12 protein-coding genes are annotated in these 15149 nt (G+C 71.8%); 5 read left to right on the top strand and 7 right to left on the bottom strand.

Annotated features, from left to right (window positions below):
• The first annotated feature begins 51 nt into the window (after positions 1 to 51).
• A complete protein-coding gene (gene aceA / locus RDV84_RS05490) occupies positions 52 to 1353 on the top strand; it encodes an isocitrate lyase (protein ID WP_057945882.1) in 1302 nt (433 codons plus the stop codon).
• Positions 1354 to 1524: 171 nt separating this feature from the next.
• Here the strand turns inward: aceA and RDV84_RS05485 are convergent, their stop codons facing one another.
• Together RDV84_RS05485 and RDV84_RS05480 are read right to left on the bottom strand one after the other, a co-directional pair.
• Positions 1525 to 1758: a hypothetical protein gene (locus tag RDV84_RS05485; protein WP_309152713.1), complete on the bottom strand. Its 234-nt coding sequence runs from the start codon at positions 1756 to 1758 to the stop codon at positions 1525 to 1527.
• A gap of 221 nt (positions 1759 to 1979) precedes the next feature.
• The gene (locus tag RDV84_RS05480; RefSeq protein ID WP_309152712.1) at positions 1980 to 4055 is read right to left on the bottom strand and encodes a S9 family peptidase; all 2076 of its coding nucleotides are present in this window, start codon (positions 4053 to 4055) and stop codon (positions 1980 to 1982) included.
• A gap of 409 nt (positions 4056 to 4464) precedes the next feature.
• Between RDV84_RS05480 and RDV84_RS05475 the strand changes: the two genes are divergently transcribed.
• Both RDV84_RS05475 and RDV84_RS05470 read left to right on the top strand, forming a co-directional pair.
• Positions 4465 to 5514 (top strand): GGDEF domain-containing protein, encoded by a 1050-nt coding sequence (locus tag RDV84_RS05475; RefSeq protein WP_057945884.1) that lies wholly within the window; start codon positions 4465 to 4467, stop codon positions 5512 to 5514.
• A gap of 22 nt (positions 5515 to 5536) precedes the next feature.
• Positions 5537 to 8179 carry a putative peptide modification system cyclase gene (locus RDV84_RS05470; protein ID WP_309152711.1) on the top strand — a complete coding sequence of 881 codons (2643 nt, stop codon included), beginning with the start codon at positions 5537 to 5539 and terminating at the stop codon, positions 8177 to 8179.
• On the opposite strand, the gene RDV84_RS05465 is transcribed toward RDV84_RS05470, so the two are convergent.
• On the bottom strand, positions 8098 to 8472 hold the full coding sequence (locus RDV84_RS05465; protein WP_057945886.1) for an NHLP-related RiPP peptide: 375 nt from the start codon (positions 8470 to 8472) through the stop codon (positions 8098 to 8100). The two genes, RDV84_RS05470 and RDV84_RS05465, sit on opposite strands and share 82 nt — an antisense overlap.
• Positions 8473 to 8873: 401 nt before the next feature.
• Here RDV84_RS05465 and RDV84_RS05460 point away from each other — a divergent pair, with 401 nt between their 5' ends.
• Together RDV84_RS05460 and RDV84_RS05455 are read left to right on the top strand one after the other, a co-directional pair.
• Positions 8874 to 10052, top strand: a complete 1179-nt coding sequence (locus RDV84_RS05460) for a putative peptide maturation dehydrogenase (protein WP_309152710.1) — start codon at positions 8874 to 8876, stop codon at positions 10050 to 10052.
• Positions 10053 to 10306: 254 nt separating this feature from the next.
• Complete coding sequence (locus RDV84_RS05455; protein ID WP_309152709.1) at positions 10307 to 11377, top strand: NAD(P)H-dependent flavin oxidoreductase; 1071 nt, start codon at positions 10307 to 10309, stop codon at positions 11375 to 11377.
• A gap of 45 nt (positions 11378 to 11422) precedes the next feature.
• Here the strand turns inward: RDV84_RS05455 and RDV84_RS05450 are convergent, their stop codons facing one another.
• The 4 genes from RDV84_RS05450 to RDV84_RS05435 form a co-directional block, all read right to left on the bottom strand.
• Complete coding sequence (locus tag RDV84_RS05450; RefSeq protein ID WP_078997298.1) at positions 11423 to 12433, bottom strand: alpha/beta fold hydrolase; 1011 nt, start codon at positions 12431 to 12433, stop codon at positions 11423 to 11425.
• A 133-nt stretch (positions 12434 to 12566) separates the two neighbouring features.
• On the bottom strand, positions 12567 to 13448 hold the full coding sequence (locus tag RDV84_RS05445) for an alpha/beta fold hydrolase (protein ID WP_309152708.1): 882 nt from the start codon (positions 13446 to 13448) through the stop codon (positions 12567 to 12569).
• A gap of 5 nt (positions 13449 to 13453) precedes the next feature.
• Complete coding sequence (locus tag RDV84_RS05440) at positions 13454 to 13609, bottom strand: hypothetical protein (protein WP_168356157.1); 156 nt, start codon at positions 13607 to 13609, stop codon at positions 13454 to 13456.
• A 468-nt stretch (positions 13610 to 14077) separates the two neighbouring features.
• Positions 14078 to 14908, bottom strand: coding sequence for a helix-turn-helix transcriptional regulator (locus tag RDV84_RS05435; RefSeq protein WP_057945890.1), 831 nt, complete (start codon positions 14906 to 14908; stop codon positions 14078 to 14080).
• Positions 14909 to 15149: the final 241 nt, after the last annotated feature.

Below are 15149 nucleotides of genomic sequence, written 5' to 3'. Positions count from 1 at the left end.
GCTTCGCCTCATACCCACGTCGCTACGACCCACACGCAAGGAATCGATGTCATGAGCCACACGCTGCCGACCGCCGACCAACTGCGCCACGAATGGGCCACCGACCCGCGTTGGGCCGGCATCACCCGCCCGTACTCGGCCGAAGACGTGGTGCGCCTGCGCGGCACCGTGCCGGTCGAACACTCCATCGCCAAGCTCGGCGCCGCCAAGCTGTGGAACTCGCTGCACACCGAGGACTTCGTCAACGCGCTCGGCGCGCTGACCGGCAACCAGGCCATGCAGCAGGTCAAGGCGGGGCTCAAGGCGATCTACCTGTCGGGCTGGCAGGTGGCGGCGGATGCCAACATCGCCGGCGAGATGTACCCCGACCAGTCGCTGTACCCGGCCAATTCGGTGCCGCAGGTCGTGCGTCGGATCAACAACACCCTACTGCGCGCCGATCAGATCCAGTGCGCGGAAGGTACCGGCGACATCGACTTCCTGCAGCCGATCGTCGCCGACGCCGAAGCCGGTTTCGGCGGCGTGCTCAACGCCTTCGAACTGATGAAGGGCATGATCGAAGCCGGCGCCTCGGGCGTGCATTTCGAAGATCAGCTGGCCTCGGTCAAGAAGTGCGGCCACATGGGCGGCAAGGTGCTGGTGCCGACCCGCGAAGCGGTCGAGAAGCTGGTCGCCGCGCGCCTGGCCGCGGATGTGATGGGCGTGCCGACGCTAATCGTCGCGCGCACCGACGCCGAAGCCGCCGACCTGCTGACCGCCGACATCGACCCGAACGATCAGCCGTTCACCACCGGCGAACGCACCAACGAAGGGTTCTACAAGACCCGCAACGGCCTGGATCAGGCGATCAGCCGCGGCCTGGCGTACGCGCCGTACGCCGACCTGGTGTGGTGCGAGACCGGCAAGCCGGATCTGGAGTTCGCGCGCAAGTTCGCCGAAGCGATCCACGCCCAGTTCCCGGGCAAGCTGCTGGCCTACAACTGCTCGCCGAGCTTCAACTGGAAGAAGAACCTGGACGACGCCACCATCGCCAAGTTCCAGAAGGAAATCGCGACTTACGGCTACAAGTTCCAGTTCATCACCCTGGCCGGTTTCCACAGCCTCAACTACGGCATGTTCAACCTCGCCCACGGCTACGCGCGCCGGCAGATGAGCGCGTTCGTGGAGCTGCAGGAAGCCGAGTTCGCCGCGGCCGAGAAGGGCTTCACCGCGGTCAAGCACCAGCGCGAGGTCGGCACCGGCTACTTCGACGCGGTGACCCAGACCATCCAGGGCGGCCAGTCCTCGACGGTGGCGCTGAAGGGCTCGACCGAGGAAGAGCAGTTCCACGAGTCGAAGAAGGCGGCGGCCTGAGCCGCCCGACGCTCGCCGAGGCAGCGGACGAATCCAGCGCGTAAGCGAAGCGTATAAACCAAGGCAACAAGACGAAGGGCTCCGCGAGGAGCCCTTCGTCGTTCGTTGCCGTTGCCGTTGCCGTTGCTGTCGCGGTTGCGGTTGCGGCGCGAACGCGCCGGCCGCCGGCGATCAGGCCTGGTAAGCGTCGATCAAGCTCAGCTGGCCGAAGTTCTGGTGATTCACGATCAGGGCGCAACGGCCGCGTTGCACGAATTCGTACACGCCGCCGTTCTCGGACTGATAGATGCAATGCCAGTACAGCGGCGCGATCGCGTTCGCGGCCCGGCTCGGGCCGTCGGCCGCCGCGGCGATGCCCGACAGGCCCAGGGTCAGCGCCAGGGCGGCGCAAGTCGATGGTTTCATGGCGAATTCCTTCTCCGGTTCGACGCCGGACCGACTGTCCGGCCCGCCCGACAGTAGAGAAAGAACCGCGCCGGCACGATGCCCGGGCGCACAGGCGGGCGTTTGCCTGCTTCGTTCTGCACGCCAGTTCGCAGTTGGCGGCCGCACCGGGGCGATCCGGACGGGCCGGCGCCGTGTCCGGCGCCGACCCGTCGGCGGCCGCCTGCGCGCGAGCGGGCGGCTTACTTCTTGACTTGCTGCGTGTGCGTCTTCAACGCCTCGCTCAGTCCCTTGACCCCGTCCGCGCCGGCCGGCACCGAGATGCTCGAACCCTTGAAGTCCGCGCCGATCGGCTGCGCGCGTCCGCCCAGGCACTGCGCCAGGAAGCCTTCGGCCACCGCGTTGAACGCCATCGAGTTCTCCGGCCGGGCGAAGCCGTGGCCTTCGTCGGGGAACAGCACGTAGGTGACCGGGATGTTCTTCTTGCGCATCGCCTCGACGATCTGGTCGCTCTCGGCCTGGTTGACGCGCGGGTCGTTGGCGCCCTGGCCGATCAGCAACGGCTTGTCGATCTTGTCCACGCGGGTGATCGGCGAGCGTTCGGCCAGTTGCTTGCGCCCGGCTTCGGTGCGCGGGTCGCCCATGCGCCGGGCGAACTGTTCGAAGATGCTGGCCCAGTACGGCGGGATGGTCTTGAGCAGGGTTTCCAGGTTGGACGGGCCGACGATGTCGACGCCGCACTTGAACGTGTCGGGGGTGAAGGTCAGCCCGACCAGGGTCGCGTAGCCGCCGTAGCTGCCGCCCATGATCGCCACGTCTTCCTTCTTGCTGACGCCTTGCTTGACCGCCCAGTCGACCGCGTCGATCAGGTCGTCGTGCATCTTGCCGGCCCATTCGCCGTCGCCGGCGTTGATGAAGTTCTTGCCGAAGCCGGTGGAGCCGCGGTAGTTGACCCGCAGCGTGGCGTAGCCGCGGTTGGCCAGCCACTGCGAGCCGGCGTTGTAGCCGTAGTAGTCGCGCGCCCACGGCCCGCCGTGCACCAGCAGCACCAGCGGCACCGGCTTGTCGGGCTTGCCGTCGCCGTTTGCGTCGGCGCTCTTCGGCAGAGTGAGGTAGCTGACCAGGGTCTTGCCGTCGCGCGAGGGGATCTCGACCGGCCACATCGGCACCAGCGGCTGGCCGTCCAGCGCCGGGCGGCTGGAGAACAGCCGGGTCAGTTCGGGCGCGGCGCCGCCGCGGCGATACAGATAGGTGGTGCCGGGTTCCTCGGCGGCGCCGTAGCCGACCACCCAGGTCTTGTCGTCGAGGCTGCGCGAGGCGACCGAGACTTCGCCGGCGCCGAGCTTGTCCTGCAGCCACTGCAGGTCCTTGCCGATGGCCGGGTCGAGCGGTTTCCACTGCTGGCGCAGGTAATAGACCGAGGCCGCCTGGACCCGGTCGCTGACCGGGTCGGTCAGGCGCGCGCCGACGTCGGCGCGGGCGTCTTCGAGCAGCAGCGATTTCTTGCCGGCCGCGTCGATGGCGTACAGCGCGGCGGTGTCGCGGCCGCGCGAGTCGGTCAGGTACAGCAGCTGGCCGTCGTCGCTGTAGCCCTCGTACTCGGTGGTCTGGCTGTCTTCGAACGGGACCGTGTCGACCACCTTCCAGCCGCCCTTGCCGTCGCCGGCGAGCAGTTCGCTGCCGCCGTCCTCGCGCGAGCGGGTGGCGCGGCCGACGTTGAGGTCGCCGTCGGCGAGGTAGCCGGCGAGGCGGTCGTTGTTCTGCAGCGCGAGCTTGCGCTGGCCGCTGCCGAGGTCGACCTCGTACAGGTCGTGCCACTTCGGATCGCGGTCGTTCATGCCGACCAGGATGCGGTCGGGATGGCGGTGGGCGAGGCGGACCAGCGAGGCGCGGGTCTTGGGATACGGGGTGAGGTCGCGCGCCGCGCCGGGTTGGGCGACATCGACCGAATACAGGTGGAAGTTCTCGTCGCCGCCGCTGTCGCGCAGGTACAGCAGGGTGCCGCTGCGGTAGCTCCAGGCGTAGCTGCGGATGCCGCGCGCGGCGTCGTCGGTGACCGCGCGCGCCTTGGCCGGTTCGCCGGCCGGCGCCACCCACACGTTCATGACCCCGTTCACCGGCGCCAGCCAGCTCAGGTAGCGGCCGTCGGGGCTGATCTGCGCGCCGCTGCGTTCGGGATTGCCGAACAGCGCCGAGCGCGGGATCAGTTCGCCGTCGGCGGAGGCGGCGCTCGCGGCGAAGGCGGGCGCGGCCAGCGCCAGCGACAGGCCCAGGGCGAGGCCGGTACGCGACGCGAGCGAGGGCGGATGGATGGGCATGGCGGTTCTCCGTTTCCGTGACAGTCGAGGGTTGAATATGAACAGCGCGCGGCCGGCGGCGCAGTGCCGAAGGCCATGTGCGTGGCGGCGCGCCGCATGTGCGCCTGCGGCCCGCGCGCCGCCGGACGCCCCAGGCGCACGATGAGCGATTCAGTTCCGCAATCGCGACACCCCGCGCCCGAGGCGAGCGCGCAGGCGTGGGCGTTGCGTACGCGCAACGCCCGACCCGGATGTTGCGCGGCGCCCGGGGATTACACTCCCCGGCCATGGGGTGGAGTGTGTATGTATGTGCGGCGAGGGCGAGCGCGAGGGGTGGCCGCTTCTCCCCCCTGCCAGCGTTAGCTGCACAGACCAGGTGTTATCCTGCCGTCAAGGCTCCACAGGGGATGTGGGGCGCGGGGAGATCGGGATGAATCGCGACATGGCGGCGCCATCGGCGGGCCGCGATACCGACAATTCGGCGATGACCGCGGCGCCGACGGATGTGGCGATGGCGGTGCTGACGCCGGGCGAATTCGAATTGTTCGCCGAGATCGGCCGCCCGCGCCGGGTCGAGGCCGGGCAGGTGCTGTTCCGCCGCGGCGAACTGGGCACCACCATGTTCGTGATCGCGCGCGGCGCGATCGTGCTCGACTTCGGCGACGACCTGGTCACCAAGCGCCTGGGCGTGCGCGAATTCTTCGGCGAACTCGGCCTGCTGATCGGCGACCACGCGCGCAGCGCCGACGCCATCGCCGCCACCGACGGCCTGCTGGTGGAACTGCGTCACGAGGAATTCCAGCGCCTGGTCGATCGCGACCCGTCCCTGGTCTCCTACTTCCTGCGCCGCGCGATCATGCGCGTGGTGCTCAACGAACAAAGCCTGATCCGCCGCCTGCGCCGCCGCAACCAGGACCTGGAAGCCGCGCTCGACAGCCTCTACGCGACCACCCACCAGCTCAACCAGACCGAAGAGCTGGTGCGCACCGACGACCTGACCGGCCTGTACAACCGGCGCGGCCTGACCCTGCACCTGCAGGACGCGCGCGCCGCCGGCCTGGCCGAGACCCTGGGCCTGGTGCTGGTCGATTGCGACCGCTTCAAGCAGGTCAACGACGAACACGGCCACCTCGCCGGCGACCGCGTGCTGCAGAGCGTGGCCAACATCCTGCGCTCGGTGGCCGGGGTGGAGGACATCGCCTGCCGCCTCGGCGGCGACGAGTTCTGCCTGCTGGTCGCCGCGCGCACCCGCCAGGACGTGATGCGCTTCGCCGACTTCATCGTCCACACCGTGCACGGGCTGCTGATGATCCCGCAGTCGCCGCCGACGATCTGCCCGGTCAGCGTCGGCGCCTGCCTGGTCAGCGCCAAGCGCGACTGGAACGATTGGTACGCCCAGGCCGACGCCGCGCTCTACCAGGCCAAGCGCCTGGGCGGCAATCGCGTGCATTGGCAGGACGCCGAGCTCAGCGCCGTGTGAACGGCGCGACCAGGAAGCCGCGATGAACGATGCCCACCGCCCCGACGCCGACGGCCCGCAGCTGCGCACCCTGCTGCTGACCGACCTGTGCGACTCGACCACCCTGGTCGAGCGCATCGGCGACGGTCCGGCGGCGGAGCTGTTCCGCGAACACGACCGCCTGGTGCTGGCGCTGCAGCAGCGCTGGCGCGGGCGTTTGATCGACCGCTCCGACGGCCTGCTGCTGTTGTTCGAGCGGCCGATCGACGGCCTCGGCTTCGCGCTGGACTACGCCCGCGGCCTGCGCGAGATCGGCGCGGCGCGCAAGTTCGAACTCAAGGCCCGCGCCGGCCTGCACGTCGGCGAAGTGCTGACCTGGCGCAACAGCGACGAGGCGGTCAAGGTCGGCGCCAAGCCGGTCGAAGTCGAAGGCCTGGCCAAGCCGATGGCCGGCCGGCTGATGGCGACCGCGCGGCCGGGCCAGATCCTGCTGTCGGCGGTGGCCGAGCCGCTGGCGCACCGCGCCGCGCGCGAGCTCGGCGAGCGCGGCCAGCAACTGCTGTGGAAATCGCACGGGCGCTGGCGCTTCAAGGGCGTGCCCGAGCCGCAGGAAATCTACGAGGTCGGCGAACCCGGCATCGCCCCGCTGCGCGCGCCGCCGAACGGGCCCAAGGCCTGGCGCGACATCCCGCTGTGGCGGCGGCCGGCGGCGCTGGCCGCCGAGGTCGCGGTGCTGGCGATGATCGGCACCGGCGCCTGGTTCGCAACCCGGCCGCAGCCGGCGATCGCCTTCAACCAGCGCGACTGGGTGGTGGTCGGCGACCTGCGCAACCTCACCGGCCAGAACGTGCTCGACGATTCGCTGGAACAGGCCTTCCGCATCAGCCTGGAGCAGTCGCGCTACGTCAACGTGCTCAGCGACCTGAAGGCGCGCGACACCCTGCAGCGCATGCAGCGCCAGCCCGACACCACGCTCGACCGCGCGATCGCTTCGGAGATCGCGCTGCGCGACGGCGCGCGCGCGGTGATCCTGCCGACCGTGGCCGAAGTCGGCGGGCGGGTGCGGGTCAGCGCCGAGGTCATCGACCCGCACACCCAGACCACGGTCTACGCCGAATCCGCCGACGGCCACGGCAAGGAATCCACGCTCGCCTCGATCGACAGCGTCACCGCCGGGCTGCGCGAGAAGCTCGGCGAGGCGATGAAGTCGATCGAGCGCGACTCCGAGCCGCTGCCCAAGGTCGCGACCAAGAACCTCGACGCGCTGCGCGCCTACGCCCTGGGCCTGAAGGCCTACGGCGAGCGCCGCCAGGCCGAGGCGCTGCGCTACTTCGACCAGGCCATCGCCCTGGACCCGGAATTCGCCCTGGCCTACCTCGGCGCGCTGCGCGTGCACGTCGGCGACGCCGACAACCGCCGCGCCCAGCCGTACCTGGAAAAAGCGGTCGCGTTGCGCTCGCACCTGGCGCCGCGCGATGCGCTGTACCTGGACGCGTGGTCGTCCGAGTACGGCCCGCAACCGGCGCTGCGCGCGCCGGCGCAGTGGAAGCTGCTGGCCGGCCTGTACCCGGACTATTACGCCGGCCACTACAACTACGCCTGGGCCGCGTTCGCCGCCAACCGCTTCGGCGAGACGCTGAGCTTCGCCAAGGCCGCGACCGCGCCGCAGAACCCGCTGCGCAGCAGCGCGATCGAACTGATGGGCCGGGCCCAGCTCGCCCAGGGCGACGCCAAGGCCGCGCTGGCCAGCTTCGAGCAGGGCGAGAAGGTCGGCCGCTACGGCCCCAACCGCCGCCGCGCCGCGGCGCTGGCGACCCTGCGCCGCTTCGACGAAGCCCAGTCGCTGCTCGCCAAGCTGCCGACCGACAGCAGCACCGACGGCCTGACCAACAACCTGGAACGCATCGCGGTCGCGGTCGATCGCGGCCGCTGGGGCGAGGCGGAAAAAGCCGCCCAGCGCGCCGAGCGCGACGCGGTCGCCGGCACCCCGGTGCTGGCCAACCAGTTCGCGCTGATCCGATTGATGGTGGACGCCTTGAACGGCCGCCCGCCGCGCACCCAGGTGCTGGCGACGCTATGCCGCAAGTCCGCCGAGCAGGCCGGCGACGAGGCCGATCCGCTGCGCAACGAACAGGCCTTCGTCGCGCTGAGCGCGGCCTACCTGGCCCAGCGCGAAGGCGACGCGGCGGTGGCGCGGCAATTGCTGCCGGTGCTGGAGCCGTTGGTCAAGCGGATCGGCGATCCGCTGCTGGCGCAGTTGCTGACCGTGGTCCAGGCCGGGCAGTCGCGCCTGGACGGCAAGCCGGAGGAGGCGATCCGCCTGCTCCGGCCGCTGCTGCGCGGCGACGAACTGTTCCAGGTCCACAGCGCGCTGCGCGCGGCCTACGCCGCCGCAGGCCAGGACGAGGACGCGCTGGCCGAGGCCCGCTGGCTGGCGCAGCACCGCGGCCGCGCCTATATCGAAACCGGCGGCAGCCAGGTGCTGCAGACCCTCAACGTCGCCGATACCACCCTGGCCCTGCGCGATCAGGCGCGCAGTCTCGCGCGCCTGGGCCGGGACGCCGAAGCGCAGCGGCAGGAGGAGGCCTTCCGCCGCGCCTGGCCTCAGAGCGGTTCGTCGCCGCCGGTGCCGCCGATGCCCTTGGCGCGCGCCTCGGCGCCGAGCAGCCCGGTTTCGAAGCAATGAGGATTGGTGTGCGAGGCCGCTGAGGTCAGCATGCCCTTGATCTCCAGGCGCGCGGCTTCGATCTCGGCCTTGGTCGCGATGTTGGCCGCGGCCATGCAGCCGTAGGCGGTCGGCGAATAGCTGCCGCTGGCGATCATGTCCTGCGCCGGCGCGTGGCCGGCCTGCGCCAGCGCCGCGGTGGCGTCTTTCTGGAACAGCTGGCGGAAGTCGTTGTCCTTGCTCAACAGGTCGAGCAGCTTGTCGGCGACTTCAGCGCTCAACGGCGTATGGCCGCCGGATTCTTTGTTTGCCATGTCCTCATTCCCCTCGTGATTGACGTGCCGTTCCGGCGTGAAAACAGCGTGAAATCTAACCTTCCCTCTCTAACGGTACAACCGGAACGCGCCGGACAAATGCGGCATTTCGAGGGTTTTTCCGCCGCACTGCAGCGCGGCCGGCATAAACCAAGCTGAAGTTGCTGAACGGGTCGGTGCGCGTGCCGCCCGGCGCACGCCGCCGCGCCGACGGGCGCCCGGCGCAGTATCCGCGCGGCGCATGGCATGCGCATGCCAGCTCCGGCGAGCGATGGCCGGGGACGCCGGCGGCGACATTGCTGCCCCGGGCCCGCGCGGCCGACAATGCCGGCCCCGGCGCGCCGCGCGCGACGCCGTCCGATCCGCCGCCGGCCGCGGCGGCGCCTGCCCGCGAGCCCGCGATGCGTATCCGCCGTTGCGCCATCCTGTACCTGGAGCCGCGCGAAGACGCCGGTTTCGACCTGGCCTCGTTGCTGGCCGGCGAGGCCGGCATCCGCCGCAGCCTGCGCTGGCTGGCGCTGGCGCCGCATCTGGACGCCGAGGTCGAGGTCGACGCCGCGGCGCGCGAGCTGCTCGGCCGGATCGGCCCGGGCGCGTGGGCCGACGCCGCGCCCTGGCTGCGGACGCATGCCGCGTTGGTCGCCGAACTGCTCGATCGCGGCCTGTTGCTGTGCGAGGACGACGCCGCCGCCGACCGCCGCGAGCACCGCCGCCGCGACGAAGCCCTGCGCGAAACGCATTGGTGGCCGCCGGCCGCGCTGGTCCACCGGCTGGGCCGCTGGCAGGGCCTGGACAGCGCCGCGGCGATGGACGCGGCCGAGATGAACACCGCCGCCGACCTGCGCCGCCAGCTCGGCGCGCCGCCGCCGCACGTGGTCGAGCGCGGCGAGGCCGCGCACCGCCAGGCGCTGCCGCGCCAGGACGACGGCGAATTCGAGCGCCTGCTCGCGCGCCGTGCCACCTGCCGCAACTTCGACGCCGGACGCGCGCTGCCGCTGCCCGCGTTCGCGCGCATGCTGCAGCGCGTGTTCGCCGCGCAGGCGCAGGTGCGCATCGGCGACGACGCCGTGTTCCTCAAGAAGCACACGCCCTCCGGCGGCGGCCTGCACGCCACCGAGGCGTATCTGATCGTGCGCAACGTCGAAGGCGTGGCGCCGGGGCTGTACCACTACCACCCGCTCGAGCACGCGCTGGAGCCGATGCCGCCGCCGCCGCAGCCGTTGGCGCAATTCGCCGCGCAGGCGGTGGCCGGGCAGCACTGGTTCGCCGACGCGCACGCGCTGGCGGTGCTGGCGCCGCGTTACGCGCGCAGCTTCTGGAAATACCGCCGCCACGCCAAGGCCTATCGCGCGCTGCTGCTGGATGTGGGCCACCTGTCGCAGACGCTGTACCTCAGCGCGACCGAACTGGGGCTCGGCGCGTTCGTGACCTCGGCGATCAACGAGGTCGACATCGAGCGCGCGTTCGGCCTGGATCCGCTCGTCGACGGGCCGCTCGCGGTGTGCGGCTTCGGCTGGCGCGGCGAACGCATGCAGACTTCCGAATTCGATCCGGCCGGCGAGGTGTGGCGGCAGGAGTGAGCGCGCGCGTCCGGTCTGGGTCGGCTGGCCGGCGTCGGCCGACGGTGCGCTGCAACGCCTCGCGCGGCGCGCGTGCGGATTTCGTCCGCCCGGCGCATCGTGCGCTTCCGCGCGCGTCGTGGCGTTCGCGCCGCTAATCCCGCGCCCCTGCGTTTCGCGTCCGCGCATCGGCATCGCATAACGACAGCGCCGGCCAACACGGCGCGCGCGGCCGGTGGCATGCTGCGCCGAGGTCTTCGCTGGAGTGCGCACCGATGTGGCCCGACCGCCGTATCCAGGAGCTGTTCGGCATCGCCTTGCCGATCGTGCAGGCGCCGATGGCGGGCGCGCACGATGCCGCGTTGGCCATCGCCGCCGCGCGCGCCGGCGCGCTGGGTTCGCTGCCGTGCGCGATGCTCTCGCCGCAGCAGGCGCGCGAACAGGTCGCGCAGTACCGCGCGGCGACCGACGCGCCGGTCAACCTCAACTTCTTCTGCCATCGCCTGGCCGCGGCCGATCCGGCGCGCGAAGCGGCCTGGCGCGAACGCCTGCGCCCGTACTACCTCGAATTCGGCCTGGATCCCGATGCGGCCAGCGCCGCCGCGGCGCGCGCGCCGTTCGACGAGGCTTGGTGCGCGCTGGTCGAAGAACTGCGCCCGCAGGTGGTGAGCTTCCACTTCGGCCTGCCCGCGCCGGATCTGCTGGCGCGGGTGCGCGCCAGCGGCGCGCGCGCGATCGCCTCGGCCACCACCGTGGCCGAAGCGGTGTGGCTGGAGCAAAGCGGTTGCGACGCGATCGTCGCCCAGGGCAACGAGGCCGGCGGCCATCGCGGTGTGTTTCTGGAAGGAGAGGATGTGTCGGCGCAGGCCGGCCTGTTCGCGCTGCTGCCGCGCATCGCCGACGCGGTGACGGTGCCGGTGATCGCCGCCGGCGGCGTCTTCGACGGCCGCGGCATCGCCGCGGCGTTCGCGCTCGGCGCGGCGGCGGTGCAGGTCGGCACCGCGTATCTGTTTTGCCCGGAAGCCACGATCGCGCCGCTGCACCGGCGCGCGCTGAGCGCGGGCGAGGGCGACGACACCGCGCTGACCAACGTCTTCAGTGGTCGGCCCGCGCGCGGCATCGTCAACCGGGCGATGCGCGAGTTGGGGCCGTTGTCGCCGCTGGCGCCGGCGTTCCCCGGCGCCGGCGCGGCGTTGGCGCCGCTGCGCGCGCGCGCCGAACCCGCCGGCGACGACGGCTTCATGTCGTTGTGGTCGGGCCAGGCGCGGCGTGCGCATGCGTTGGGCGCGTTCGAACTGACCCGCGAATTGGCGCGGCAGGCGCAGGACCTGCTCGACCGCGGCTGAGCCGGTCGCCGCGGCTGCGCGCGGCGCGAACGCCGCCGCCGCGCCTCAGCGCACCCGCTGCGGCGCCCACGCCGCCCACAGCCGCTGCGCTTCCTCGGCGATCACGTCGGGCCGCTCTTCCGGCCAGAACAGCTTGTAGCCCTCGAGCTTGCGCAAGCCGCGCGACCGGCCGAAGGCGTCGGCCAGCGGCTGCGCCTGGGCGGGATCGAAGATGTCGTCGGCCATGCCCCACAGCACCCGCGCCGGCGCGCGGCTGCGGCCCAGGCGCGCGCCGATGCCTTCGAGCACGTTGCGCTCCAGGCCCAACGCATAGGCATGGGTCAGCGCCTTGCGCCGCTGGGTCGACAGCAGCGGGCCGAAGTACATGTCGATGGCGTCGTCGTCCGGATGCGCGGGATCGGCGTAGCACATGCCGCCGAAACCCTGCGGCGAGCGCGCCAGCGCCTTGTCCTGCCACCACGGCGCCAGCCATTCGTCGACGAAGCGGCCTTGCCTGGACAACTCGATCACCGGCAGCAGTTTCGGCGGCGGGTTGTCGAATTCGGTGTCGCAATTGGTCAGCAGCACGGTGCGCACGCGCTGCGGATGCGCGGTCAGCAGCAACTGCGCGATCGCGCCGCCGCTGTCGTTGGCGACCAGGTCGGCGCTGTCGATGCCCAGCGCGTCCATCAGCGCGAGGATCATCGCCGCCTGCGCATGCGGGTCCACCGATTGGTCCGGCGCGACCCGGGTGTAGCCCAGGCCGAGCCAATCCGGCGCGATGCAGCGCCGGTACGGCGCCAGCCGCGGCAGCGCGCCGCGCCACTGGAAGCCGTTGAGCGGGAAGCCGTGCAAGAACAGCGCCGCCGGCCCCTCGCCGCGTTCGACGTAGGCGATGTCGCCGAAAGCCGTGCGGGCGAACTTGCGGCTGGCGTGGAATTCGGCGGCGTCGAGGTCCGGGCGCGCGTCCGCGCCGTCGGTCGCGGCGACGGCCAGGCCGGGCACGCGGGCGATCGCGCCGAGGCTGCCGGCGGCGAGCAGGCCGCTGCCGCCCAACAGGAAGGTTCTGCGGTTCATGGGGGAAGTCCTCGTTTCTCGCGATGGCGCGGACAGGCGGTCGGATGCGCGCGCGCACGGGTCCGTTGCGGCGCCGGCGCGCCGCTTCGGAATGTCGGTGTGGGGATGCGGCGACGGGCGTCGCCGCGCCGGCTCAGGCGTCGGCGGCGGCCAGCCAGTGTTCGCGCAACAGCAGGTTGAACTCGGCCCAGCGCTCTTCCGGGAAGAAGATGCGCGCGCCTTCCAGCACCACGCGCCGGCGGGTGCCGGGAATGGCCTCGGCCAGCCACTGCGACCAGCGCGCGTCGAAGTAGACGTCGTCGTCGCCCCAGGCGATCAGGGTCGGCGCGCGCAACTGCCGCAACTGCGCTTCGATGCGCACGGTGTGGACCGGGTCGAAGCCGGCGAGGAAGCGCTGCAGGTCGGCCAGCCGCTGCGGGCTGCGCAGCAACGGCCGCAGGTAGGCGTCGATGTCCTCGTCGCCGAGCGCCTGCGGCTGTTGATAGGCCGGGCCCAGCGCCTGGGCCGAACGATAGACCGCCTTGTCGTCGACCATCGCCTGCAAGGTGGCGCCCAGCCCGCCGCCGGCGGCCATCGCCAGGAACGGCTCGAACGCTTGCGGCGGCCAGTTGTCGTGGGCGTCGCAGTCGGTCAGGGTCAGGCTGCGCACGCGTTGCGGATACCGCGCGGCGAAGATCTGGGCGATGCCGCCGCCGCTGTCGTTGCCGACCAGATCGACGCGTTCGATATCCAGCGCGTCGAGGAACTGCGCCAGCATGTGCGCGTTGGCGGTGACCGACACGTCCTGGCCGGCGCCGCTGTCGGTGTCGCCGTGGGCGAGCAGGTCGACGGCGATGCAACGGCGCAGGTCCGACAAGTGCCGCAACTGGTGCCGCCACAGGTGGCCGTTGAGCAGAACGCCGTGCACGAACAGGGCGACCGGTCCGTCGCCGCGCTCGCGATAGGCGATGCGGCCCGACGGCGTATCGACGTGGCCGCGGGCGAACGGCGCGGGGTCGCGCGAAGAACCGTCCATGGCGCTCAGCCCCGGTCCGGCGACTGCGCCGACGCATACGCCGCATCGAGCTTGCGCGCGCAGTCGTCGCAACACACCTCGACGGTCTTGCCGCCGATGGTCACTTGGAACGCGGTCTCGTCGAGCGGGCAGTCGCAGGCCGCGCAGGTCTTGTCGCTCATGGGGATTCTCCGGGGCGCCCGGGATTGGGCGCGCTCAGTAGGCCAGCGCGTCCGGCCGGCCGCTGTCAGAAAATTTAGCGATCGCCGCCGGGGGGCGATGGGAGCCTCGCGGGGTTGGCGCGAGCGGCGACGCGGGGCGCCAGTCGAGGGCAGGGCAACGGCGACGCGGGGGGGGGCGTCGGTCGGTGGCGGGGCAACGGCGACGTGGTGCGCTGGGCGGTGTCGGGGCAACGGCGACGCGGGGGCGTCGGTCGGTGGCGGGGCAATGGCGACGTAAGGCGTCGGTCGGTGGCGGGGCAATGGCGACGTGGGGCGCCGGTCGGTGTCGGGGCAACGGCGACGGCGTGGCGCTTGGCTGGCCGAGTCCGGGTGCGGAAGGTGGCGCCGTGGTTCGGTCGGCGCGGTCGCGGCTTGCGCCGCTCCTACAGTGAGCTGTCTGTGGCCGCGTGCAGGCGCCGGATTGGCGCTTCAGCGATACAGCGCCGACTGCCGGAACTCCGACGGCGAGCGTCCGTAGGTCTGCTGGAACGCCGCGCTGAAGTGGCTGTGGCTGGAAAAGCCGAGATCCTGGCCCAGCGCGCTCAGGTCCTCGTACTCGCCGAGCAGGTCCAGCGCGCGCGCCAGCCGCAGGCGCAACTGGTAGCGATACAGCGGCAACCCTTCCACGCGCTGGAACACCTGGGTCAGGTACACCGGCGAGACGCCGACTTCGGCGGCGATCTCGGCCAGGGTCCAGCGCCGCGACAGGTCGCTGACCAGCACCAGCTTGGTCCGCTCGACCAGCCGCTGCTGGCCGGCGCTGGCGCCGGCGGCGTGGGCGGTGCGCGGCCCCAGCGCGCGCTGCGCCAGGGTCAGCGCCAGGCTCTCGGCCTCCAGCGGCTCGGCGATGCCCTGGCGCAGGCTGTGGCGCAGCAGCATCGCCAGCGACTGCGCGCGCGGATCGATGCGCAGGCGCGGCTGGCGGAAGGCCAGCGCCTCGCCGTCGCGCAACAGCGCCTTGGGCGCCATCTCGCGCAGCATCGGTTCGGCGATCGACAGCGACAGGCTGGCGTCGCCGCCGTCGATCGGGTGGCTGACCCGGTAGCCCTCGCCGGCGTTGAAGAACAGCACCTGGCTGGCTTCGGCCACGCTCGCCTGCTCGCCGAGATGACGCACGTAGACGCCGCGATAGGGGAACACCAGATGGGTCGCGGCCGCGCATTCCTCCGGCCCGCGGTGCTTGCACCCGCCCGGGCAATAGACGTCGCGGACCGTCACGGTCGGCGTCTTGAGCAGGGTGTGGACGGTGAACCCGGACATGCCGAAGGCCTCGATGGCGCCGCGCGTTCGCGGCCAGCGGGCCGTCGCCTGCGCTGGCCGGGTCCGCGCGGCGACTATAGCCCAGCGCGCCGGCGCCGACGCGGCCCGGTCGCGCGCGGGGCGGGTCGTCGCCGCACGCCCGCGGATACGCGGCGAAAGCTGTTTTGTCGGTGGAAACCGGCCGGCGGCCGTAGGCCCGTGGGTGCCCGCGGAACGCAGCATCGTATCGGCGCTATCGGAT

This window comes from Lysobacter yananisis, from assembly GCF_031199375.1.
GTDB classification, from domain to species: Bacteria; Pseudomonadota; Gammaproteobacteria; order Xanthomonadales; family Xanthomonadaceae; genus Lysobacter; species Lysobacter yananisis.
This window is presented reverse-complemented; position numbering and strand designations above follow the sequence as displayed.